This is a genomic window from Paracoccus sp. SCSIO 75233 (assembly GCF_027912675.1).
GTDB lineage: Bacteria > Pseudomonadota > Alphaproteobacteria > Rhodobacterales > Rhodobacteraceae > Paracoccus.
In genome coordinates, this window is sequence record NZ_CP115757.1 from 2,141,057 (window position 1) to 2,162,684 (window position 21,628).

Sequence of the window (21,628 nt, forward strand, 5' to 3'; positions counted from 1 at the left end):
TGCACCAGCGGCATGGCTATCCAATAAATTTACCGTCACCATGTATCACAAACACAGCAAACCCCGCTGGAGTTTCCGTATAGATGTGCTTTTAGTCAAAAAGATCAAGCTGACCAAGAAAAACTTCCGGTTTTTGCGCAAGACCTGACAACGTGATACCCAACAGGCGCACTCCCCTTGGGTCAGGCATCACGCCGGACAGCAATCCCTGAGCAATTGTTAGCAACTCGTTTCGATCTGCGACCGGACGCGTCAGCGACAGGGCGCGGGTGATCTGCTGAAAATCGGAGAACTTCACTTTCAGCGTGACGGTGCGCCCCTGCGACTCGCTCCGCTCGACATGCCGCCACACTTTATCTGCCAGCGGCTCAAGCGCAGCCTGCCCATCGGCAAGCGCCTGAAGATCGTCGAAATAAGTCGTCTCGGCCCCGATGGACTTGCGAATTCTGTCTGGCTTGACCTCACGGTTATCCTGCCCCCGTGAAATGGAATAGTACCACGATCCCGATTTCCCGAACCTCGACTCGAGGAATTCAAGGCTCTGCGCCCGCAAATCGGCCCCGGTCTCAATCCCGAGCTTTCGCATCTTCGCCGCAGTGGCAGGCCCTACCCCATGAAATTTGTGAACGGGCAGACCGGCGATGAAATCGGCCCCACGCTCAGGCGGAATGACGAATTGTCCGTTAGGTTTGTTCTGATCCGAAGCAATTTTCGCCAGAAACTTGCAATAGCTGATACCGGCACTCGCCGTCAGCCCGGTTTCCGCCAGAATATCGGCGCGGATTTGCGCCGCCATCGCGGTTGCCGTACCGTCTTCAGGCAATCGTCCGGTCAGATCCAGATAGGCTTCGTCGAGCGAGAGCGGCTCGATAATTGGCGTATACCGCGCGAAAATCGCACGGATCTGCTGACTGACGCTGCGATAGACCTCAAACCGGGGCTTCACGAAAATCAGATCCGGGCATCGCCGCGCCGCCGTGACCGAGGGCATGGCGGAGCGCACGCCGAATTTCCGCGCCTCATAGCTGGCCGCCGCAACAACACCACGTTGCCGCGCGCCGCCGACGGCAACCGGCTTTCCTCGGAGATCAGGATTATCACGCTGCTCAACGGACGCATAAAACGCGTCCATATCGATATGGACGATGCGGCGCGGTTCGTCCTTCCCGGTCATTCCACCCGGACGGGAATGCCATCCGCAGTCATCCCTTCACCGATGCGGTCGAAACGCAGATACGCAACCCCCTGCCCGCCCGCCTGCGTGTAAACCGTTCCCGCCTCGCGCCCGTCACCCATCAGGATCGGCGTGCCCGGTGGCACCTCGCCCTCCAGCAAAACCCGGCGCAGGCCTTTTTTCAACTCGGTCTTGTGCTTCATCCGGGCGGTCACTTCCTGACCGACATAGCAGCCCTTGCGGAAGTCCACGCCGTTCAGCCGCTCAAAGCCCATTTCGAGAATATAGCTGTCAGGCCCCAGCTCCAGCCCGGCCTGCGGCACAAGATGCGCCACCCGGACAGCATCCCAATCCGTGCTATCGTTTTCGCCGACCCCATAGCCGCGCCAGCCCAGAGCAGGATCGCGCGGATCGGCAATCGCCCCCTCCGGCGCAGGACCAAGCCCGCGAGACACCTGACGCGGATCATCCTCAATCGCAACCTTCGCCCGCAGCTTGTACATCGTCAGGCGGCGCTTCAGATCGTCGGCCTGATCCGCCGCCACATCCAGCAGAAACCCGTCCCCATCCGGTATGATAAAGAAATCTGCCAGATATTTGCCCTGCGGCGTCAGCAGCGCCGCATAAACCGGCGCGCGGCGGACATCATTCGTGACCAGCCCTTGCAGGAAATCTTCGCGTTCCGGTCCGGTGACGCGCAGCAGTCGGCGTTCTGTCATCGCGCTGTTTCCCCGAATTGCAGCTTAACCAACGCGGCATAAGCACCGCCCTGCTGCATTAACTGGTCATGATTGCCCTGTTCGACAACCCGTCCGGCCTCCAGCACCACGATCTTGTCCGCGTTGCGAATGGTCGACAGCCGGTGTGCGATGACCAAAGTCGTCCGCCCCTGCGAAAGTGCGTCGAGCGCCTGTTGCACCAGCCGTTCAGATGCCGCATCCAAGGCGGAGGTCGCCTCATCCAGCAGCAGGATCGGCGCGTCCCGCAACACCGCGCGGGCAATGGCGACCCGCTGCCGCTGACCGCCAGACAAGGCCGAACCCCGCGTTCCCGCCGGGCTGTCGATGCCAGCGGGCAGGTTCGCGACAAACTCGTCCACATGAGCGGTTTCTGTGGCGCGGGCGATGGCTGCGGCGTCAGCATCCCGTCCAAGCGTGATATTCTCCCGTATCGTCTCATCAAACAGCGCCGGGTCTTGCGACACCACGGAAAACTGATCCCGCAGCAGCGCGAGATCATATTCCGAAAGCCCCGCATCGCCCAATATGATCGTCCCCCGATCAGGATCGGCCATACGGGTGAGCAGATTGAACACGGTCGTTTTGCCCGCCCCGGACGGCCCGACAAGCGCCGTGGTCTGGCCCGCCTCCGCAACAAAGCTCAGCCCGCGCAGCACCTGGGTTTCGTCATAGCTGAGGAAAACATCGTCAAATTCGATCCGCGTCGTGGCCGGAGGCAGCTTCCGCGGGCCGGAGACGATAGACGGCTGCGTATCGAACACCTGATAAATCCGTTCAAGGCTCGCCGCCGCGATCTGCCACGACCCGGCCAGCCCGCCCAGACGCCGCAGCGGCTGAAAGGCCAGCGAAAGCGCGCTGAAAAATGCCATGAAATCACCGACCGTCCGCTCGCCGCTCGTGACTTCGGCCCCGCCGAGCGCCAGCACACCGACAAAACCCAGCCCGGTCACGACGTCGATCATCGCCGGAACGACCGCGCCGGTCGCGGCGATTTTTACCTCGGCGCGGCGGATACGGCCCACGATCTCCGCAAAGCGGGCGGTCTGGCGATCCTCGATCCGGTTCAGCCGAACGGTGCCGATCCCATGCAGAACCTCGTCAATGCGGGTCGCCCGGTCAGAGGCATTCTGCCTGGCGCCGCGCGTCTTGCGCCTGACATAGCGCTGCACGATCACCGTCGGCAGGATCAGCAGCGGCGCCCCGATCAGTGCCGCCATCGTCCATTGCGGGTCGATCGCCACGGCAACATAGAACAGCGCCACTAGCGAAACGATGTCGCGGCCCGCGCCGGTGATGAAACTCTGCCAGATGCTCTGCACCGCCTTGGTGTCGCCCTGTATCCGTTCGATCAGCGCACCGGGCGGGTTCATCTGGAAGAACTTCATGTCCAGCCGCATGATATGGGCCAGCAGATCGACCTGCATCTTCGTCGCCACGGCCTGCTGGACGGAGACCAGAATGCCGCGATTGATGACGGAGGTGACGGCGCGGATCAGAAACAGCGAAAAGATAATGCCGCCGACCCACCACATCGCGTCGCTGTCGCCGCCGACAAAGACGCGATCAAACAGAGGCTTCAGCATCCAGCTCAGCACGGCGAGGGTCGATCCCTCGACCACCATGAAAAAGAACGCGACACCCATGCGCGGCCAGTGCGCGCGCAGATAGTCGCGCCAGATGCGCTTGAACAGGTTGCTGTCAGGTGCCTTCGTCATGCGCTGATCTAGCCTGCGCAGAGGCCGGGCCGCAAGCCGCGCTATTTCCGTTGCAGCGCCCTGAATGCCGCAGACGCACCCCAACCAGCCGCCGCCGCGATAAACAGCGACATCAGACCGTAAAGCAGGGGCTGATCGAAAGCGAGCCGGTACAACCAGCGTTCAAGCCCGACCTTGCGAACCTCCAGCGGCGCGGAATAGCTGTCGATCACCTTGCCCTGACGAACGAGGAAGATGCGGACCTTGTACGTCCCCTCAATCAGATTCGCGGGCAGACGGAAATCGGCGCGGAACAGCGTGTCCTCGACAAGCTGAACGCCGTTTTCACGCAAATTATAGGTGCCGTCCGCCAGACGCTGATTGATCATGGCTTCGGTAAAATGCGCCGGATCATCCACATTCACGGGCCGTGCAAAGGCGCGCATCGCGGTCGGGATCGAAATCCGGTAACGGGCATCTTCCGCTTCGTCCAGAATGAGCCGCAGCGCCCCGGTAGTGGCCACGGAATAGAAACTTGGCGCAGTACCCACGACAACGCTTTCAGTATTCACCCAGATGCCAAGCTTGCGCTGTTTGCGGCGAATGGTGACGCTGCGGCCCGGACCTTCGACGGTCACAATGACGTTCAGCAGGCTGCTGCCCGGAATCGGCGTCTCGCGACGGACAGCGCCGTAAATGATGATCTCCGAACCATCGAAACTGGTCGTAATGGAAACAGCATCCGAGGAAATCCCCGCCACAACCTGCTCACGCGCTTCCGGCGGCGGCGCAGGCTCACCACCCCGCGTCGTTTCGGGCGAGGGGAAGGACATGATCGGCGCCTCTTCCTCCTGCGCCACAACAGGCAGCGCCGCGCAAACCGCAAGCCAGAGCGACGCAAGGATATTCGCCAGCCACCGCATCAGATAATCCCCGGGGTGAGCGAATAGAGGTTTTCAGGCGTCAGAAACAGGTCCATCGCCAGCTTCACACACACGCCCAACACCACCAGAGCCAGAAGGATGCGAAGCTGCTCCGCCCGCAGGCGGGAGCCGAGCTGTGTGCCGATCTGCGCCCCCGTCACCCCGCCGATAATCAGCAGCACGGCCAGCATCACATCGACGGTGTTATAATTGACCGCATGCATCAGCGTGGTGAACGCGGTCACGAAGGTGATCTGAAACAGGGACGTACCGATCACCACCTTGGTGGGCATGCCCAGCAGATAGATCATCGCCGGCACCATGATGAACCCGCCGCCAACGCCCATCATCGCAGACAGAACGCCCACCAGCATGCCCACCACCAGCGGCGGGATCACGCTGAGATAAAGACCGGAGGTGCGGAACTTCATCCGGAACGGCAGCGCATGAATCCAACCATGATGCCGCCGTTTCGCCCGCGCCCCCGCACGGGTCCGGCGCAGCGCGCGCAGGCTTTCGGCAAACATCATCGAGCCGACGACGCCAAGCATGATGACGTAGCTGAGCTGCACAACCAGTTCGACCTGTCCGACCTTCTGCAAAAGGTTGAAAACCTCAACCCCCAGGGCAGAGCCGATCAGACCGCCGACCAGCAGCACCCCGCCCATGCGGAAATCCACGGTTCGGCGTTTGACATGCCCAAGCACGCCAGAGACGGAGGAGGCGACGACCTGATTGGCCCCCGTCGCAACGGCAATGGCCGGTGGAATGCCGATGAAAAACAGAAGCGGCGTGATAAGAAAACCGCCGCCGACACCGAACATGCCGCTCATAAGCCCGACGATCCCGCCAAGCCCAATAAGTAGAAAGGCATTCACCGCCACTTCGGCGATGGGAAGATAAATCTGCATGCGTCGATGCCTGTTCGGATTAACTCCCCTCTACACAGACTCATAAGCAAAGGTCAAAGCCGATTTACTTAAATTTGGCTGGTTGCCGCCATATCTGACGGGGGATATTCATGGGCCTAGACGGAAGGAAGCTCCATGCGCATTCTCATCACCAATGACGACGGAATAAACGCTCCCGGTCTGACGGCGGCGGAAGATATTGCGAAAGAACTGGCCGGCCCGGACGGCGAGGTCTGGGTTGTGGCCCCGGCCTTTGAGCAATCGGGCGTCGGGCATTGCATCTCCTACTCCCACCCGACAATGATCGCCAAGCTGGCCGAGCGACGCTACGCCGCCGAGGGCAGCCCGGCGGATTGCGTATTGGCAGCGGTTTTCGACATCATGCGCGATTGCCCGCCCGATCTGGTTCTGTCCGGCGTGAATCGCGGCAATAACTCGGGCGAGAACGCCGTCTATTCAGGCACGGTCGGCGGCGCGATGGAAGCCGCGCTGCAAGGTTTGCCCGCCATCGCACTTTCCCAATATTTCGGGCCGGAACTGGCCGGGCTGGACGACCCGTTCGAGGCCTCGCGGCAACATGGTGCCGCAATGGTCCGCAAGCTTCTGGATCACGCCGACTGGACCTCCGACGCGGATTTCAGGCTTTTCTACAACGTCAACTTCCCTGCACTTCCGGGGAATGACGTGAAGGGGCTGCGCGTCGCCCGGCAGGGCCGCCGCAACGGTGTCGGCTTCGGGGTCGAACCATTCGTTGCCCCGAATGGCAGGCGCTTCCTCTGGGTTCGCGGTGCGCCGCAGGATGCCAAAGCGACGCCCAACAGTGACGTGACCGCAAATATGGAAGGCTATATTTCCGTCACGCCGATGCGCGCGGACCTGACCTGCCACGCATCGCTGGAAGGGCTGCAAGAGGCCCTTTCCTGATGAATGACGAAGAAGAAAATGCGGAAAGCCTCGCCGAGCGGCAGATGCGTTTTCTTTTTCACCTGCGTTCACATGGCGTGACCGATCCGCGTGTCCTGGCGGCAATGGAGCGGATCGACCGCGGCGATTTCGTGCGCGGCCATTTCGAAGACCGCGCCTATGACGACACGCCGCTGCCGATCCAGTGCGGGCAGACCATCAGCCAGCCCTCCGTCGTCGGGCTGATGACTCAGGCGTTGGAGCCGGGGCCGCGCGACACAGTGCTGGAGGTCGGCACTGGCTCCGGCTATCAGGCGGCGGTCCTGTCGGGACTGTGTCGGCGGGTCTACACCGTCGAGCGTCACCGACCGCTGGTGACCGAGGCCGATGCGCTTTTTCAACGGCTGCGCCTGTCAAATATCGTGGTGCGGCTTGGCGATGGCAGCCACGGCCTGCCCGAACAGGCCCCGTTTGATCGCATAATCGTCACCGCCGCAGCCGAGGACCCGCCCGGCCCGCTCTTGGCGCAGCTCAAAATCGGCGGTATCATGGTGGTGCCGGTCGGGCAGTCCGATGCGGTGCAGACACTGATCCGGGTGAACCGGACGGAAGCAGGCTTTGAATACCACGAACTGCGTCAGGTGCGTTTCGTGCCACTGGTCGAGGGGCTGGGTCCAGGTTGATCCGCCAGATCGGACAGCGGCGCGGCGTGAACCGGCAATATCGTGGCGGAACAAACGGATGCAGGATGGATAGAGCAGTTTTCAAAGGCATCACAGCGTTATCCCTGACGGCGGCGCTGGCGGGATGTCAGGCCTTTCCGGTGGTTCAACAGGATCTCGGGCTTGGCAACGGCAATCAGGGCGCGGCACAGCAGTCACCTGCCACGCCGCCAAACGCAGCGCCTCAGCAGGGCAGCGCCAGCAGTTTTCCACGCTTCCCGGGCCTCGGTGGCGGTACTGCCGCCGCTGGCACGGCAACGGGCGCGCAGCAGGTTGTAACCGATCCCTTCGCGGGTCAGGGCGTCGCCCCGCCTGACGTGCCCGGCGGGGGTGCGAGTTCCAGTGCGGCCAGCCAGCCCAGCAGCAACCCATCGACCCCAGCAAGGACGCATCGGGTTGTCGCCGGTGAAACCGGCTGGTCGATCGCCCGCAAATACGGGATTTCCATCCAGCAGCTTGCCGCAGCCAATACGCTGGATGAGCAGATGACGCTTCGGGTCGGGCAAACCCTGAACATCCCCGGAACCGGCAGCGCCGGTGTCGATGACGCATCCGCCCCCGGCGAGGGCACGCCGACACCCACGCCTCCATCAGCGTCACAGCCCTTGCCGGAGGAGGAAACCACGCCTGCTTCCACCCCGGCGGCGAAGCCGGAGACGCCGGACCTTGGATCGACGCGGACGAGTGCATCGGGCTCCGGCCAGTTCCGCATGCCGGTCTCCGGCTCGATCATACGGCCCTACAGCAAGGGACGAAATGAGGGCATCGACATATCCGCGGCCCAGGGAACCAATGTCAGCGCCGCTGGCGCAGGTTCGGTTGCGGCGATCACGCGTGACACGAACGGTGTTCCCATTATCGTCGTGCGTCATGAGGGCGAGTTGATGACCGTCTACACTGGTCTGTCGCAGCTTTCGGTCCAGAAAGGCGACCGGGTCAGCGCCGGGCAGAAGCTCGGGACTGCCGGATCGTCTGGCTCAGTGCATTTCGAGGTGCGTCAGGGCTTCGAAAGCGTCGATCCAGAGGACTACCTGTAACGCGACATTCCGGGCAGCTGCGCATTTAGAACGCTGCAACATGTTTAGCCGCCGTTTGCCAGCCCGTGGTGAAGCGGCCACCAAGTCACGGCGCAACGGTCGTCACCCGTCGAAGAACGGTCTGAACTGATCAGACCGGCTTCAAGCCGGAGGCGATGACGCCCGCCACCTCATTGCGAACGGCCCGGCGCAGGTTGCGGCTGATACGGTCGCCCATTTCGCCCTGAAGCTCCTGCCGGATCACATCGCGCACGAGACTACGCAGCGCGTTGCCTCCGCTGAACTGATCCTCATCTTCGCCAGCATCGGAGGCGAAAAGATCGAACTCAGTGCTTTCGCTGCCGATCTGGTCCTGCACCTCGCTTGAGGTCATATCCGTATGTATCATGTCATGCTCCCTTGCCGCGTGTTCGGTCTTTCCTGCCTTGCTCATATGGGTAGAGATCGCCGTCACTGACGCCGAAGAACGCCCCCGCATCCGCGCCGAGTCGGTGCCCTGCTGAATGAACTCCTCATTCACACCAGAGGCCGGGCGATCAAATGCCTCCTCCAGCAGCAGACGCTTTTTGCTGGTCGCATGGTCATTTTCGGCGCTGGTTTTCTGCTGAATAAGGCCCCTGAGCCGTTGCGCCCTTTGATCAAGACCCGGCTCACTGCCGGGCGGCATGCCATCGCTGCTGCGCTGCAACATACGCAGCATATCGCCTGCGCCCTCATCCTGCGCGATCAGACGCCGGATTGAGGCCAGAACATCACCGATTTCAGGAGTGTCGCCGTCCGGTGCGGCCTGCCGGAGATCAGGCATGGCCGCACCGCAAGGCGTAAGGTTCAGTTACCGCCGCGCTTGAGCCGCTCCAGCACGCGATCAAGGTTTTCACCCTGGCGGCTGGTATAAGGCGCGTCGCTGACTGCATTATAGTAGGCTGATGGGTCATAGGTGGGTATTCCAAGTTTCAGGTCTTTTACCGTCAACACACCCATAGCAGCGAGAAGTTGATAATGCGCTAATTGCAGCGTTGCCTCAGCGGAAATGAGGTCGGCCCGCGCCTCCAGCAGCGACTGTTCGGCGTCAAGCACATCCAGCGTCGTCCGTGCGCCCAGCGTCGCTTCTTCGCGCACGCCGTCATAGGCCTGCTGCGCCGCCGAAATCTGTTCTTTAATCGCCGCGATCTGCGCATTTGCGACGTCGATATTCGCCCAGGCCGTCGCAACGCTCTGATTGATCTGCCGCGACGAAGACAGCAGCGCGGCCCGTGCCGCATCCCGTGAAGCCATCGCCTGACGATGCGCAGCCGACAGCCTGCCCCCGGAATAAAGCCGCTTGGTCATGGAAAGCCCGGCCTGCGCCTCGGTGTTTCCGTCGATATCCACACCCAACTGGGCAGAGCCGGTGATCCTCGGGTTCCGCTGCAATTCTGCCGCGACAACACGCAGTTCGGAAGCGGCGACTTCCCGGGATGCCTGAAGAATAGCAGGATGGTTCTTCTGCGCCGAGGCCATTGCAGCCTCCAGCGAGGCTGGGCGTTTCGGCAGCGGGGGTGGGGCGTTCAGACCTTTGGGCTTGCCCCCGGTCACCGCTGAATACTCCTCCAGCGCGACCTGCAACTGGCCTTCCGCAGCCGACAGCGATGCGCGGGACGCCGCAAGCTGCGCCTCCGCAAGGGCAACATCGGTCACCGTGATTTCGCCCACATCGAACCTGTCCTGCGCCGCCTGACGTTCCTGCCCGAGAACACGGACGGAGTTGGCCTGAAGCTCAACCTGCTCGGTCGCTTCGCGGACATCCATATAGGCCCGCACGGCGCGCAGCAGAACATCCTGCTCGATCCCCAGAAGCGCGTAACGGGTGGAAAGGACGGTTTCTTTCGCAATATCAATCGCAGTCTGTGTGCGGCCAAAATCGTAAACCAGCATCTCGGCGGTCAGGCCAAGCGTCGTCGTCGTCGATTCCGCGCCGTTCCTGTCGTTATAGCTATGTTGAAGCGCCCAGTCGACGATGGGGCGAAGGCTGGCCATATTGCCGGCCACATCCTCATCGGCAGCACGCAGAAGCGCCCGGTTCTGGTCGAGCAATGCCGAATGCCGGTAGGCGGCAACCAAAGTGTCGCCGAGGGATTCCGCCAGAGCCGGCAGCGCCGACCCGGTCATCACCACAGCGAGTACCGAGCTGCGCAGCAAGCGGCGGAAGCCGCGGCCGAATTGTCTGGTCATCGCACGTACCTCAAAAAACAAATTCCGTCGCTTTCGCAAATCCCGGCAGAACCGGCGCGGACGCATTGAACGCGTAGCGCCAGTTGATCCGCCCGTCCAGCTTATATCCGATGCGGGCCACACCAAGTTTGCCCTCGGCGAAAATCGCCGCGATCCGTCCACCTTCGCGAAGCTGCTCCGCCAGCGCATCCGGAAGCTGCTCGACGCCACCAGCGATCAAAATCACGTCATAGGGCCCCTGCCCCGCATAGCCCTCGGTCAGGTCCCCGGTGACAACGGCAATATTATCGGCAGCACGCTCCGCCAGAATCGCTTCTGCGCGCTTGGCCATCTCGCCATTCGATTCCAGCGCCACGACCGCCTCGGCAAGGCGGGCCATGACCGCTGCGTCGTAGCCGAACCCCGCCGCGACATTCAGCACCAGCTCACCGGGCTGAATATTCAGCTCATCCAGCAGCTTGCCGATACTGCGCGGCTCCAGCATCCAGCGATCATCACCCAGATGAATATTACCCTCCGCATAAGCCACGGGACGCAGCGCGAGCGGCACGAACTCCTCTCGCGGCACCGACAGGATCGCGTCGATCACAGGGTATTTGGTGACGTCGTTCGGGCGGACCTGCGTATCCACCATGACAGTACGGGCTTGTTTGAAATCGACCATTTAGCAGCCTCTATTCTGCGTTGCTCTTTCTTGGCACGAAAGCGGCGGAGGGGCAACAAACTGAATGAAGCGTTCAGGTGCTTGCATGGGGAACGACATTCGATTATTGCAAGCAAACCTCAGACCGGCGGTGGGTTGGCGGAGAGGTTACGCACCGGATTGCAAATCCGTGAAGACCGGTTCGATTCCGGTACCCACCTCCACGCCCTGCCACTGCCCCGAAACCGGAAGGACGATGTTGCTTTATCGCGGCGCATCCTGGCTTGTCGGCGCGGCACTCGGGCCTTTCGCATCGGGCGATATGGCCGAACGGCTTGTGCGCGACGTGAAGGGCGGCGGCGCGCAGGGACAGGAGACAAGCACGATCTGGCTGCATGGTGCCAGCGTCGGTGAACTGACCTCGGCACGTCCGGTCATCGAGGAACTCGCGGCCAGAACAACGATCATCGTCACTGCCAACACCACCACCGGACGCGGAATTGCGCGAGATTGGGGCATGAATGCACGTCTTGCGCCGCTGGATACCCCGCAGGCGCTCAGCCGTTTCCTGCAGCGATACAAGCCGCGCGTTGCCGTGACGCTTGAGAACGAGCTCTGGCCCAACCGCTCCGCCATGCTGGAAAGCGCCGGGATCCGGCAAATCGTGATCGGCGCGCGCATGTCGGAACGCTCCGCCCGCCGCTGGGCGAAGTTGCCGCTGCTGATCCGGCCGATTCTGCAACGTATCGACGGGTTGTCCCCGCAGGATCTCGGCAGCGCCGACCGGTTTATTGCGCTTGGCCTGCCAGAGGACCGGCTGCTGCCGCGCATCCAGCTCAAGCTGCTCGGACCAGCGGGCAGCAAACCGGGCGAGTGGCCGGAAAGCCGAGGGCGCACCATCCTCGCCGCCTCGACCCATCCGGGAGAGGACGGCCCGATCCTTGATGCATTCATGTCCGCGCGCCGTCATGTTCCGGGCCTGCGTCTGATCCTCGCGCCGCGACATCCGGCGCGCGCCGACGATATCGCGGCATTGATGGCGGCGCGCGGCCTTGCCCCGGCGCGCCGCTCCGACGGCGGCGACGAGACCGCGACGGTGCTGCTGGCCGACACGCTGGGCGAGATGAACCGCTGGTACGACGCAGCCGCGATCTGCATCACCTGCGGATCGCTGGTCCCCAAAGGCGGCCATACCCCGTGGGAACCCGCCGCGCATAAATGCGCAATCTTGCACGGTCCTCATGTGTCGAATTTCTCGGAAGATTACGCGCTGCTGCACGCGGTAGGCGGGGCGGAGATTCTCGCCAGCGACGCAGGCAAGACACTGACCAGACTGGCAAGCGATCCAGTCGCCGCGTCCCAGATGGGGCAGCGGGCGCACGACCTTCTGAAGTCCCGCGCGGGCGCTGCGGCACCACTGGTCTCCAGAATTCTGGACGCCGCAGGGATTGCCGCCAGCCCGAACGATGCCGATATTAGGGATGTGAAAGGAACCGCATCTTGATCCGCTACGACCTCAACTGCAAGGAAGGACACCGTTTCGACGGCTGGTTTGCTTCGTCATCGGCGTTCGAATCCCAGCGGGATGCGGGTCAGATCCCGTGCACGATTTGCGGAACGACGGATATTGACCGTGCCCTGATGAGCCCACAGGTGCCTGCCCGCAACAACAAGGGCAGTGAGCAGCCTGCGGATACGACAGCGCAGAAAAACGCTCTGGAGCAGTTGCGCAAGCATGTCGAAGCGAACTCGGATTATGTCGGCCTGCAATTCGCAGATGAAGCCCGCGCCATGCATGAGGGCCGCAGCGAGCATCGGTCCATCTATGGCGAGGCAAAGCCGGAAGAGGCCCGCAAGCTGGTTGAAGATGGTGTGCCGATTGCGCCGTTGCCGTTCATTCCGACGCGAAAGACCAATTGAGGGGTTGGTGCGCTGAAGCGCACCCTACGCCACCGCCTGAAATCCCGTAGGGTGCGCTTCAGCGCACCATCACCACGCCACGGCACGAAATCCCGTAGGGTGCATTTCAACGCACCATCACCACGCCACGGCACGAAACCCCGTAGGGTGCATTTCAACGCACCATCACCACGCCACGGCACGAAACCCCGTAGGGTGCGCTTCAGCGCACCATCACCACACCACGGTACGAAATCCCGTAGGGTGCGTTTCAACGCACCACCATCACGCCACGGCACGAAATCTCGTAGGGTGCATTTCAACGCACCACCATCACGCCACGGCCCAACCCCGGTAGGGTGCGCTTCAACGCACCATCACCACCTCAATCCGCCTCGGTAAACGTCACCGACACTGCACTTAGCCCCTCGACATCGCCAACCAGGTGACTACCGACCGAAACCGGACCGACCCCGGCGGGTGTGCCCGTCATCAGCAGATCGCCGGGCGCCAGATGGTACATTTCCGACAGCCGCGACAGCAGTTCCGGCACCGACCAGATCATATCGGACAGCGCAGCATCCTGCCGCAGGTCGCCATCCAGACGCAGCCGGATCCGCTGATCGCCAATCTCACCGAACTCGGCGGCACGGGTGATCGGGCCGATAATCGCGGACTCCTCCACATCCTTCGCGACATCCCAAGGAGACGCAAATTCCTTCGCCCGGTTCTGCAGATCGCGTCGCGTCATGTCGAGGCCGACCGCATAGCCGAACACAGCCCCTGCCGCCTCTTCCGGGCTGGCCTTGAACAAGGCACCCCCAAGCACGACGCAGAATTCGACCTCGTAATGATAGTCGTCCGTGCCCGGAGGATACGGGCTTTCCTTCCCCGACGGCAGATAGGCGAGCGCGGATTTGGTAAAATAGATCGGCTTCTCGCGGTCGGCCTTTCCACCCATCTCCGCGATATGCGCGGCGTAGTTCTTGCCGACGCAGAAAATCCGGTGCAGCGGATAGCACGCGCGCTCGTTCTGGACCGGCAGCGCGGGCCAGGGTGGCGACGGGAACAGGTTCTCGGGCATCGCGGTTCCTTTCGGGTTTTCGCTGCAGCCTAGCGCGGGATGTCGATCCGGGCCAGAAATTCCGTCACGGCGCGGCGCACCGGCTGGCCATCCGCCCGCGCCTGATCGATCACCTTGCGCAGATCGCACAGATTCGTATGCCGGATCAGATGCTTCACCGGCCCGATAGAGGCGGGACGCATCGACAAACGCTTGATGCCAAGCGCCGCGAAGGTCAGCGCCTCCACCGGACGACCGGCATCCTCGCCACAGAAGGACAGTTTGACACCTGCCGCCTCGCACCGCGCGATGATCTGGTCAAGCATCGCGAGAAACGGCTCCGACAGCGTGTCATAGCGGCGGCGGACCAGCTCGTTTTCCCGGTCAGCAGCAAAGAAAAACTGCTTCAGATCGTTCCCGCCGATGGATACGAAATCGCATGATTTGAAGAAACTGACCGGCGCGAAGGCCATCGAAGGCGTTTCGATCATGGAGCCGACGCGGATATCGCTCGGCAAATTATGGCCAAGCCGCTGCTCGCGCGCCAGTTCCTCCATCAGCATCCGGTGCGCGGCGTCGTATTCGCCCGCCTCCGCGACGAAGGGGAACATCACATGCAAAGGCCGCCCGGCAGCGGCACGGATCAGAGCCTGAAGCTGCATGCGCAGAACGCCGCGCTTCTCCAGCCCGACACGGATCGCCCGCCAGCCCATTGCCGGGTTGGGTTCGTCCTGCGGCTTCATATAGGGCAGCACCTTGTCGGACCCGATATCCAGCGTCCGGAACACCACGGGGCGCCCCTTTGCCGCGTCCATGACCCGTGCGTAAAGCGCTGCGAGTTCGGACCGGCGCGGCACACGCGTGCGGGTCAGGAATTGCAGTTCGGTGCGGAACAGTCCGACACCCTCTGCCCCGGACCCTTCCATGCTCGGCAGATCGGCCATCAGACCGGCATTCATGAACAGCTCGACCCTTGTGCCGCAGGTCCCCTCTGCCGGCAGATCGCGCAAACCGGCATAGCGGGACTGCGCCGCCGCCTGCATCGCGATCTTGTCCCGGAAAGCCGCCGCGACGCTGTCTTCGGGCCGCAGATGGACGATACCGCCATCCCCGTCGACCAGGATCGGGTCACCGTTCAACGCCTCGGAGGTGATGCGGCTGGCATGGATCACCAATGGTATCGCAAGCGCCCGCGCCACGATCGCCGCATGGCTGCCGACGCTGCCTTCTTCCAGAACTACGGCCTTCAGCTTGCGCCCGTAATCCAGCAGATCGGCAGGACCGATATTGCGCGCAACCAGAATCGGATCGTCCGGCATTTCTGCCCCGGTATCGCTGCCCTGCCCGGTCAGGATGCGCAGCAGCCGGTTCGACAGGTCGTCCAGATCGTGCAGCCGGTCGCGCAGATAGGGATCGGCGGCCATCTCCAGCCGCGCGCGGGCCTGCGACTGCTCCTTCTCGACCGCTGCCTCGGCGGAGAGGCCCAGATCGATATCCTCCTCCATCCGCTTCTGCCAGCTTCTTGAGTTGGCGAACATCCGGTAGGTTTCCAGAACCTGCGCATGGTCGCCATCCGGACCCATATCCGCCTCGGCCAGCATCGTATCGACCCGCGAACGAAGCGTGGCGATGCCCTCATGCAGCCTTGCCTTCTCCGTCTCGGGATCATCCCCGACCGGATTGGCGACAACGACACGCGGCTCATGCAGCCAGACGCGCCCCTCTGCAGCACCCTCCTGCCCCGCAGTGCCGCGAAACAGGACCGGGAAATGATGCTCCATCGGCAGGCTGTCATTGTCATTGCCGGAGAACGCGCCGAGCTCGGTCATTTCGGCGAGGACCATTGCGACCACCTCAAGACCGTAGATCTCGTCCTCGGTGAACTGCCGCGCCTCGCGCGACTGAACGACCAGAACACCCAGCCGCTCACCCACACGCTGAATCGGCACGCCCAGGAAGGACGGATAAACCTCCTCACCCGTCTCCGGCATGAAGCGGAAGCCCGGCTCAGATGGCGCATCGGCCGTGTTCACATGCCGCCCCGTCCGCGCGACCCGACCGACCAGACCTTCCCCCAGACGCAGACGGGTCTGGTGCACGGCCTCGGTTTTCAGGCCCTCGGAGGCGCAAAGTTCCAGCGTTTCGGCATCGCGGAACAGATAGATCGAGCAGACCTCGGTCTCCATCGAATCGGCAATATGGTGGGTGATGCTGTCCAGACGATCCTGACTCTCGCCCGGTGCGGCCAGCGTGTCACGCAGCCGCCTGAGCAGACGCCGGGAATCGTTACCCCTCCGCTTCGCCATATCCTCCTACCCCGGCCCTGCCGTCAGGCAGGCCCTTACTCTATCTACGCGCGATTACCCGCGATTCAATATTATGCGGATTTCTCCAGCTCGAACGCATCATGCAGGGACTGCACCGCGAGCTCCATGTATTTCCGGTCGATCAGCACCGAAATCTTGATCTCAGAGGTCGAAATCACCTTGATATTGATGTTTTCGTCAGCAAGTGCCCGGAACATGCGCGCCGCGACGCCTGCGTGAGAGCGCATTCCGATGCCGACCACGCTGACTTTCGCCACATCCGTATCCACGACCAGCTCGTCATAACGGATCGTCCCGCCGGTGCGCGCGTCTTCCATTGCCTTTTTCGCCCGCTCGACCTGATTGATCGGGCAGGAAAACGTCATATCGGTGACGGAGCCCTTATGCTGCTCGAAATTCTTTTCCGAGATATTCTGCACGATCATATCGACATTCACGCCCGCCTCCGCCAACGGGGCGAAGATGGCGGCGGAAATGCCGGGCCGGTCCTCGACGGTGACCAGCGTGACCTTGGCCTCATCGCGCGAGAAGGCGACGCCAGAGACGACTTTCGATTCCATGATATCATCCTCATCGCAAACCAATGTGCCGGAATTCTCGTCCGTATCCTCGAAGGACGACAGCACTCTCAGACGCACATTATACCGCATTGCCAGTTCGACGGACCGGGTCTGAAGCACCTTCGCCCCCAGACTCGCCAGTTCCAGCATTTCCTCAAAAGCAATCCGCTCCAGCTTCTGCGCCTTGGAGGTGATGCGCGGATCGGTCGTGTAAACCCCGTCGACATCCGTATAGATGTCGCAGCGCTCAGCACCGAATGCGGCAGCAAAAGCGACCGCCGTCGTGTCCGACCCGCCACGGCCCAAAGTTGTGATCCGGCCATCCGGCCCGATCCCCTGAAACCCGGCAATCACCGCAACCTTGAAGCCTTCGGCAAATTTCTGGTCGATATTCGCACGCGGAATATCCACGAAGCGGGCGGCAGAATGCGCATCGGTCGTGTTGATCGGCACCTGCCAGCCCTGCCAGGACCGCGCCGGGACGTCCATCCCTTGCAGCGTCAGCGCCATCAGCCCGGCGGTAATGTTCTCGCCCGAGCTGACGACGGCATCATATTCACGGGCGTCAAACAGCGGCGAGGTCTGCTCGACCCAGCCGACCAGCTCGTTGGTCTTGCCGGACATGGCGCTGACGATGACGATCACGTCATAGCCGCGCTCCACCTCACGCTTCACCTTCTGGGCCGCGTTTCGGATCCGGTCGAGATCGGCGACCGAGGTGCCGCCGAATTTCATTACCAACAAGGGCATATCGTCCCTCCAATTCCCCTTCGGATCAGGGGCATAAAATCGGCAACCTTCTAGGGCCGCGTTCCGGCACGCGCAAGGGCGCAGCGGGGCGGATGCAAAATTTCGCCGCAACGATGAATCACGGAATGGAAAGAAGGCCGCCCCGAAGGACGGCCCCCGCATTTCATCCTGACGGAAATATCCCGGGGTCCGGGGCAGCGCCCCGGTCCGGCGGCTGCGATCAGTCGCGGCCCTTGTAGATATCCACCAGCTTGCCCAGCATATCCAGCGCGTCCTCACGGCTCCGCTGGAAGCTGTTGCGCCCGATGATGGAGCCATTGCCGCCGCCGTCACGGATCGCACGCGCGTCGTCATAAACCGCGTCGGCACCCTTCGCGGCGCCGCCCGAGAACACGACGATGCGACGACCGCCAAAGGCCGAATCCATGCAGTGCTGCACCCGCTTCGCCTGCGTCGAAATATCGATGTTCTGCGCCTCGTAGACCTTCTTGGCGTCCTTGTTTTCCAGATGATCGGTCGAGAGCTTGATCTTGATGATATGCGCCCCCAGCAGCGCCGCAATCTGGGCGGCATAGGCGGCGATGTCGATTGCGGTCTCGCCGTCCTTGGTCAGCGATTCCCCACGCGGATAGGACCAGATAACCGTGGGGATACCCACGGCAGCCGCCTCGGCCCGCATTTCGGCAATCTCCTCGAACATATCAAGCGCCATGTCGGAGCCCGGATAGATCGTGAAGCCAATGGCCGAACACCCGAGGCGCAGCGCATCCTGAACATTTGCCGTCACAGCCTGATTTTTGCCGGCTGTATCCGACATCAGGCTGTTGGCGGAGTTGCATTTCAGAATGGTCGGGATCTGACCGGCAAAGGTATCGGCTCCGGCCTCCAGCATGCCCAGCGGCGCCGCGTAGGCGTTCAGCCCGGCATCGATGGCCAGCTTGTAGTGATAATGGGGATCGTAGCCTGCCGGGTTCGGTGCAAAGCTGCGTGCGGGGCCATGCTCAAAACCCTGATCGACGGGCAGGATGATCATCTTGCCGGTGCCGCCCAGCTTGCCCTGCATCAGCATCCGGCAGAGATTGCCCTTAACGCCGGGGTTTTCGCCCTCGTAATTCGCCAGAATCTTCTTGACGTTGTTCGTAGCTTTCATGGCATGTCTCCAATGTTCATCACTCAAGGCGTCATATCAGGCTTCATGTCCCGATCAATGAATGGTGGCGTTAACGTCTGGATGTTAGCGACGGACTTACGTCGTTTTGCGACATATCTTTACGTAACGGCCGCAATCTCGTCGATAAGACCGGCCGATCCGCAGACAGAAAACGATAGGCTTGGAGAAGAGAAAAGCAAATGATGGCGCGGTTGACGGGGCTCGAACCCGCGACCCCCGGCGTGACAGGCCGGTACTCTAACCAACTGAGCTACAACCGCGCATCATGTTCGGGCGATGGTGGTGGCGCGGTTGACGGGGCTCGAACCCGCGACCCCCGGCGTGACAGGCCGGTACTCTAACCAACTGAGCTACAACCGCATGCTCACCAACCCCGGCATGATCGCCCGCCGGGGTAGCGGGGATTTACGCGGACCCACAAGGCACGTCAAGCAGGGAATCGGAAAAATGCGAATTTCAGGACGGCGTTTCATCGCGGACCGACCGGGGCAGGCTGATCCGGCCGCCGCAAACGGGTGCCGGTGCGCCGGTCGTCATGGGGCCGGATGTCGGCAGGCCACGCAGGACGCGCACGGCCAGCCAGCCGAACGCCTGCGCTTCCAGCATGTCCCCGTCGAGGCCAATCTCCTCAACCGGCGCAACCGTGCAAGGCAAAGCACCAGACAGCGCCTCCATGATCGCCGGATTATGGCGACCGCCGCCGCAGACAAGCACACGCTCCGGCATTGCGGGCAGATGTTCCATCCCCGCCGCAACCGACCCCGCCAGAACCGCCACCAATGTCGCCGCCGCATCTTCGGCTGACAGGGTTTTCACCATATCCGAAAGACCGGCAAACGCGTCCCGATCCAGCGATTTCGGCGGGATCTGCGCGAAATAGGGATGCCGCAGGAACCGGGCAACGGCGTCGGCATCCGCCGTGCCGCGACGTGCGAGGGCGCCGCGCTCGTCCCGCTCTCCCAGCCCACGGGCGCGCACCAGATCGTTGATCGGTGCATTCGCCGGCCCGGTATCGAAGGCCAGACAACCCGTCTCCGGCCCGTCAGTCGCCGGATCGACCCATGTCAGGTTCCCGACACCGCCGAGATTGAGGAAAACGACCGGCTCACGGCCCATATGCCCTTGCCGCGCGGCCCAGTCGGCGCAAGCCCAATGGAAGAACGGAGCCAGCGGCGCGCCCTGCCCGCCCTGCCGCACATCTTCCGTTCGGAAATCCCACACCACGCGGCGATCCGTCTGCCGGGCCAGTTCCGCGCCCGACCCGGCCTGATGCGTTCCCCGCCCGCCCGGATCATGGGCAAGCGTCTGGCCATGATAGCCGATCAGCTCCGCCTCAGGAAAATCCGCCGCGAGCGCCGCATGGGCGGCCACGGAAAACGCTTCGGCCTCGCTGACGCCGTCATCCCCCGGCCATTTGCCAAGCGCATCATGCAGAACGGAGGATTCGTTGTGGGAATAGGCGCGATAGCCCGAAGGCCCGAAACCACCGATCCTCTCCCCGTCGGTTTCGATCATCGCGGCATCGACCCCGTCAAGCGAGGTTCCCGACATCATCCCGAGCGCGCGGATCATCCTGCCTGTCATGGGTTTTCCTTCCTTCGTCGCCCCGGTATATCCGGCCTATCGAAAAGGAAAAAGCAATGGCACCCACCCCGAAATCCGAATTTCTGCGCATTATCATGGAGCGCGGCTTTCTGGCCGACTGCACCGATCTGACCGCGCTTGACGAAGCTCTGATCGAGGGGCCGGTGACGGCGTATATCGGCTATGACGCGACAGCCGCGTCGCTGCATGTGGGGCATCTGCTCAATATCATGCTGCTGAGATGGTTTCAGAAAACCGGCAACCGGCCGATCACCCTGATGGGGGGCGGCACGACCAAGGTCGGCGATCCGTCTTTCCGCAGCGATGAACGTCCCCTGCTGGGACCGGAACAGATCCAGTCGAATATCGACGGCATGCAGAAGGTCTTTGCCCAATATCTCGATTACGGCGATGGCAAGGCGATGATGCTCAACAATGCCGAATGGCTGGACGGGCTGAACTATCTCGATTTCCTGCGCGACATCGGGCGGCATTTTTCGGTCAACCGGATGCTGTCTTTCGAATCGGTGAAATCCCGGCTGGATCGCGAACAGTCGCTCAGCTTCCTTGAGTTCAACTACATGATCCTTCAGGCCTATGACTTCCTGGAGCAGCACCGGCGTTACGATTGCCGGTTGCAGATGGGCGGCTCGGACCAGTGGGGCAATATCGTCAACGGCGTCGACCTGACCCGCCGCGTGCTCGACCGCGAAGTCTGGGGGCTGACCACGCCGCTGCTGACCACCAGTGACGGGCGCAAGATGGGCAAATCGCAGGGTGGTGCGATCTGGCTGAATGGCGAGATGCTGAGCGCCTATGAATTCTGGCAGTTCTGGCGCAATACGACCGATGCCGATGTGGGCCGGTTCCTGAAGCTCTACACCGAGTTGCCGGTCGATGAATGCGACCGTCTTGGCGCGCTTTCGGGATCGGAGATCAATGAGGCGAAGGTGCGGCTGGCCAATGAGGTCACGACGCTGCTGCACGGCGCGGACGCAGCCGCTTCGGCCGAGGCGACCGCCCGCGAGGTGTTCGAGCAGGGCGGCGCAGGCGGCGATCTGGAGGTGGTGACGATCGGGGCGGACACGCTGCCGCTGTCCATCGTGCAGCTTCTGGCGCAAACCGGTATCACCGGCTCCGGCAAGGAGGCGAAGCGCCTGATTGCCGAGGGCGGCTTGCGGTTGAACAATGACGCTGTTGGCGATCCGCAAATTCAGGTCGATGCGGGAATGATCGGTGACGGGCTGAAGATCTCGGTTGGCAAGAAGAAACACCGGATGCTACGGATCGGATAAAGAAAAGGCCGGGGTGAGCCC

19 protein-coding genes and 3 tRNA genes are annotated in these 21,628 nt (G+C 62.4%); 7 read left to right on the forward strand and 15 right to left on the reverse strand.

Annotated elements, in window-relative coordinates; genetic code table 11:
* Window positions 1-91: 91 nt before the first annotated feature.
* From dinB to PAF12_RS10360, 5 genes are read right to left on the reverse strand one after another with little or no spacing between them, the layout of a single operon-like run.
* Window positions 92-1,174: a DNA polymerase IV gene (gene dinB, locus PAF12_RS10340; RefSeq protein ID WP_271106851.1), complete on the reverse strand. Its 1,083-nt coding sequence runs from the start codon at window positions 1,172-1,174 to the stop codon at window positions 92-94.
* Window positions 1,171-1,893: a folate-binding protein YgfZ gene (locus tag PAF12_RS10345; protein WP_271106852.1), complete on the reverse strand. Its 723-nt coding sequence runs from the start codon at window positions 1,891-1,893 to the stop codon at window positions 1,171-1,173. The genes dinB and PAF12_RS10345 overlap by 4 nt, the downstream gene beginning before the upstream one ends.
* A complete protein-coding gene (locus tag PAF12_RS10350; RefSeq protein ID WP_271106853.1) occupies window positions 1,890-3,629 on the reverse strand; it encodes an ABC transporter ATP-binding protein in 1,740 nt (579 codons plus the stop codon). Before PAF12_RS10350 ends, PAF12_RS10345 begins: the two co-directional genes overlap by 4 nt.
* Window positions 3,630-3,670: 41 nt before the next feature.
* Window positions 3,671-4,531 carry a TIGR02186 family protein gene (locus PAF12_RS10355; protein ID WP_271106854.1) on the reverse strand — a complete coding sequence of 287 codons (861 nt, stop codon included), beginning with the start codon at window positions 4,529-4,531 and terminating at the stop codon, window positions 3,671-3,673.
* A complete protein-coding gene (locus tag PAF12_RS10360; protein WP_271106855.1) occupies window positions 4,531-5,442 on the reverse strand; it encodes a sulfite exporter TauE/SafE family protein in 912 nt (303 codons plus the stop codon). Before PAF12_RS10360 ends, PAF12_RS10355 begins: the two co-directional genes overlap by 1 nt.
* Before the next feature lie 135 nt (window positions 5,443-5,577).
* Here PAF12_RS10360 and surE point away from each other — a divergent pair, with 135 nt between their 5' ends.
* The 3 genes from surE (at window position 5,578) to PAF12_RS10375 (ending at window position 8,104) form a co-directional block, all read left to right on the forward strand.
* Window positions 5,578-6,366 (forward strand): 5'/3'-nucleotidase SurE, encoded by a 789-nt coding sequence (surE, locus tag PAF12_RS10365; RefSeq protein WP_271106856.1) that lies wholly within the window; start codon window positions 5,578-5,580, stop codon window positions 6,364-6,366.
* Window positions 6,366-7,028, forward strand: coding sequence for a protein-L-isoaspartate(D-aspartate) O-methyltransferase (locus PAF12_RS10370; protein WP_271106857.1), 663 nt, complete (start codon window positions 6,366-6,368; stop codon window positions 7,026-7,028). The genes surE and PAF12_RS10370 overlap by 1 nt, the downstream gene beginning before the upstream one ends.
* Before the next feature lie 65 nt (window positions 7,029-7,093).
* The gene (locus PAF12_RS10375) at window positions 7,094-8,104 is read left to right on the forward strand and encodes a M23 family metallopeptidase (RefSeq protein WP_271106858.1); all 1,011 of its coding nucleotides are present in this window, start codon (window positions 7,094-7,096) and stop codon (window positions 8,102-8,104) included.
* A 130-nt stretch (window positions 8,105-8,234) separates the two neighbouring features.
* Here the strand turns inward: PAF12_RS10375 and PAF12_RS10380 are convergent, their stop codons facing one another.
* Genes PAF12_RS10380 through PAF12_RS10390 form a run of 3 tightly spaced genes read right to left on the reverse strand, consistent with a single transcriptional unit; the run spans window position 8,235 to window position 10,979 of the window.
* Entirely contained in the window at window positions 8,235-8,909 is a 675-nt protein-coding gene (locus PAF12_RS10380; protein ID WP_271106859.1) for a hypothetical protein, read from the reverse strand.
* 23 nt (window positions 8,910-8,932) lie between these two features.
* Window positions 8,933-10,315: a TolC family outer membrane protein gene (locus tag PAF12_RS10385; protein ID WP_271106860.1), complete on the reverse strand. Its 1,383-nt coding sequence runs from the start codon at window positions 10,313-10,315 to the stop codon at window positions 8,933-8,935.
* Between the two features lie 10 nt (window positions 10,316-10,325).
* Window positions 10,326-10,979 carry a protein-L-isoaspartate O-methyltransferase gene (locus tag PAF12_RS10390; protein WP_271106861.1) on the reverse strand — a complete coding sequence of 218 codons (654 nt, stop codon included), beginning with the start codon at window positions 10,977-10,979 and terminating at the stop codon, window positions 10,326-10,328.
* A gap of 129 nt (window positions 10,980-11,108) precedes the next feature.
* Here PAF12_RS10390 and PAF12_RS10395 point away from each other — a divergent pair.
* The 3 genes from PAF12_RS10395 (at window position 11,109) to PAF12_RS10405 (ending at window position 12,878) form a co-directional block, all read left to right on the forward strand.
* Window positions 11,109-11,182 (forward strand) — tRNA-Cys (locus PAF12_RS10395).
* A 32-nt stretch (window positions 11,183-11,214) separates the two neighbouring features.
* Complete coding sequence (locus PAF12_RS10400) at window positions 11,215-12,462, forward strand: 3-deoxy-D-manno-octulosonic acid transferase (RefSeq protein ID WP_271106862.1); 1,248 nt, start codon at window positions 11,215-11,217, stop codon at window positions 12,460-12,462.
* Window positions 12,459-12,878: a DUF1178 family protein gene (locus PAF12_RS10405; protein ID WP_271106863.1), complete on the forward strand. Its 420-nt coding sequence runs from the start codon at window positions 12,459-12,461 to the stop codon at window positions 12,876-12,878. Before PAF12_RS10400 ends, PAF12_RS10405 begins: the two co-directional genes overlap by 4 nt.
* A gap of 364 nt (window positions 12,879-13,242) precedes the next feature.
* Here the strand turns inward: PAF12_RS10405 and PAF12_RS10410 are convergent, their stop codons facing one another.
* From PAF12_RS10410 to PAF12_RS10440, 7 genes are all read right to left on the reverse strand, one after another.
* Window positions 13,243-13,941 carry a fumarylacetoacetate hydrolase family protein gene (locus PAF12_RS10410; protein ID WP_271106864.1) on the reverse strand — a complete coding sequence of 233 codons (699 nt, stop codon included), beginning with the start codon at window positions 13,939-13,941 and terminating at the stop codon, window positions 13,243-13,245.
* 29 nt (window positions 13,942-13,970) lie between these two features.
* The gene (ptsP, locus tag PAF12_RS10415) at window positions 13,971-16,226 is read right to left on the reverse strand and encodes a phosphoenolpyruvate--protein phosphotransferase (RefSeq protein ID WP_271106865.1); all 2,256 of its coding nucleotides are present in this window, start codon (window positions 16,224-16,226) and stop codon (window positions 13,971-13,973) included.
* 71 nt (window positions 16,227-16,297) lie between these two features.
* Window positions 16,298-17,557 carry an aspartate kinase gene (locus PAF12_RS10420; protein WP_271106866.1) on the reverse strand — a complete coding sequence of 420 codons (1,260 nt, stop codon included), beginning with the start codon at window positions 17,555-17,557 and terminating at the stop codon, window positions 16,298-16,300.
* A 220-nt stretch (window positions 17,558-17,777) separates the two neighbouring features.
* A complete protein-coding gene (locus tag PAF12_RS10425) occupies window positions 17,778-18,707 on the reverse strand; it encodes a class I fructose-bisphosphate aldolase (RefSeq protein WP_271106867.1) in 930 nt (309 codons plus the stop codon).
* 204 nt (window positions 18,708-18,911) lie between these two features.
* Window positions 18,912-18,988: transfer RNA gene (locus tag PAF12_RS10430), tRNA-Asp, on the reverse strand.
* A 23-nt stretch (window positions 18,989-19,011) separates the two neighbouring features.
* Window positions 19,012-19,088 (reverse strand) — tRNA-Asp (locus PAF12_RS10435).
* Between the two features lie 96 nt (window positions 19,089-19,184).
* The gene (locus tag PAF12_RS10440) at window positions 19,185-20,312 is read right to left on the reverse strand and encodes an anhydro-N-acetylmuramic acid kinase (protein ID WP_271106868.1); all 1,128 of its coding nucleotides are present in this window, start codon (window positions 20,310-20,312) and stop codon (window positions 19,185-19,187) included.
* Between the two features lie 56 nt (window positions 20,313-20,368).
* Between PAF12_RS10440 and tyrS the strand changes: the two genes are divergently transcribed.
* The gene (tyrS, locus tag PAF12_RS10445) at window positions 20,369-21,607 is read left to right on the forward strand and encodes a tyrosine--tRNA ligase (RefSeq protein ID WP_271106869.1); all 1,239 of its coding nucleotides are present in this window, start codon (window positions 20,369-20,371) and stop codon (window positions 21,605-21,607) included.
* Window positions 21,608-21,628 lie beyond the last annotated feature (21 nt).

Coding starts and splice junctions, on each gene's coding strand:
- PAF12_RS10425 (WP_271106867.1), bottom strand. CDS start 18,707: ATGAAAGCTACGAACAACGTCAAGAAGATTCTGGCGAATTACGAGGGC.
- PAF12_RS10370 (WP_271106857.1), top strand. CDS start 6,366: ATGAATGACGAAGAAGAAAATGCGGAAAGCCTCGCCGAGCGGCAGATG.
- dinB (WP_271106851.1), bottom strand. CDS start 1,174: ATGACCGGGAAGGACGAACCGCGCCGCATCGTCCATATCGATATGGAC.
- PAF12_RS10355 (WP_271106854.1), bottom strand. CDS start 4,531: ATGCGGTGGCTGGCGAATATCCTTGCGTCGCTCTGGCTTGCGGTTTGC.
- PAF12_RS10440 (WP_271106868.1), bottom strand. CDS start 20,312: ATGACAGGCAGGATGATCCGCGCGCTCGGGATGATGTCGGGAACCTCG.
- tyrS (WP_271106869.1), top strand. CDS start 20,369: ATGGCACCCACCCCGAAATCCGAATTTCTGCGCATTATCATGGAGCGC.
- PAF12_RS10375 (WP_271106858.1), top strand. CDS start 7,094: ATGGATAGAGCAGTTTTCAAAGGCATCACAGCGTTATCCCTGACGGCG.
- surE (WP_271106856.1), top strand. CDS start 5,578: ATGCGCATTCTCATCACCAATGACGACGGAATAAACGCTCCCGGTCTG.
- PAF12_RS10390 (WP_271106861.1), bottom strand. CDS start 10,979: ATGGTCGATTTCAAACAAGCCCGTACTGTCATGGTGGATACGCAGGTC.
- PAF12_RS10410 (WP_271106864.1), bottom strand. CDS start 13,941: ATGCCCGAGAACCTGTTCCCGTCGCCACCCTGGCCCGCGCTGCCGGTC.
- PAF12_RS10420 (WP_271106866.1), bottom strand. CDS start 17,557: ATGCCCTTGTTGGTAATGAAATTCGGCGGCACCTCGGTCGCCGATCTC.
- PAF12_RS10400 (WP_271106862.1), top strand. CDS start 11,215: ATGTTGCTTTATCGCGGCGCATCCTGGCTTGTCGGCGCGGCACTCGGG.
- PAF12_RS10350 (WP_271106853.1), bottom strand. CDS start 3,629: ATGACGAAGGCACCTGACAGCAACCTGTTCAAGCGCATCTGGCGCGAC.
- PAF12_RS10360 (WP_271106855.1), bottom strand. CDS start 5,442: ATGCAGATTTATCTTCCCATCGCCGAAGTGGCGGTGAATGCCTTTCTA.
- ptsP (WP_271106865.1), bottom strand. CDS start 16,226: ATGGCGAAGCGGAGGGGTAACGATTCCCGGCGTCTGCTCAGGCGGCTG.
- PAF12_RS10380 (WP_271106859.1), bottom strand. CDS start 8,909: ATGCCTGATCTCCGGCAGGCCGCACCGGACGGCGACACTCCTGAAATC.
- PAF12_RS10385 (WP_271106860.1), bottom strand. CDS start 10,315: ATGACCAGACAATTCGGCCGCGGCTTCCGCCGCTTGCTGCGCAGCTCG.
- PAF12_RS10345 (WP_271106852.1), bottom strand. CDS start 1,893: ATGACAGAACGCCGACTGCTGCGCGTCACCGGACCGGAACGCGAAGAT.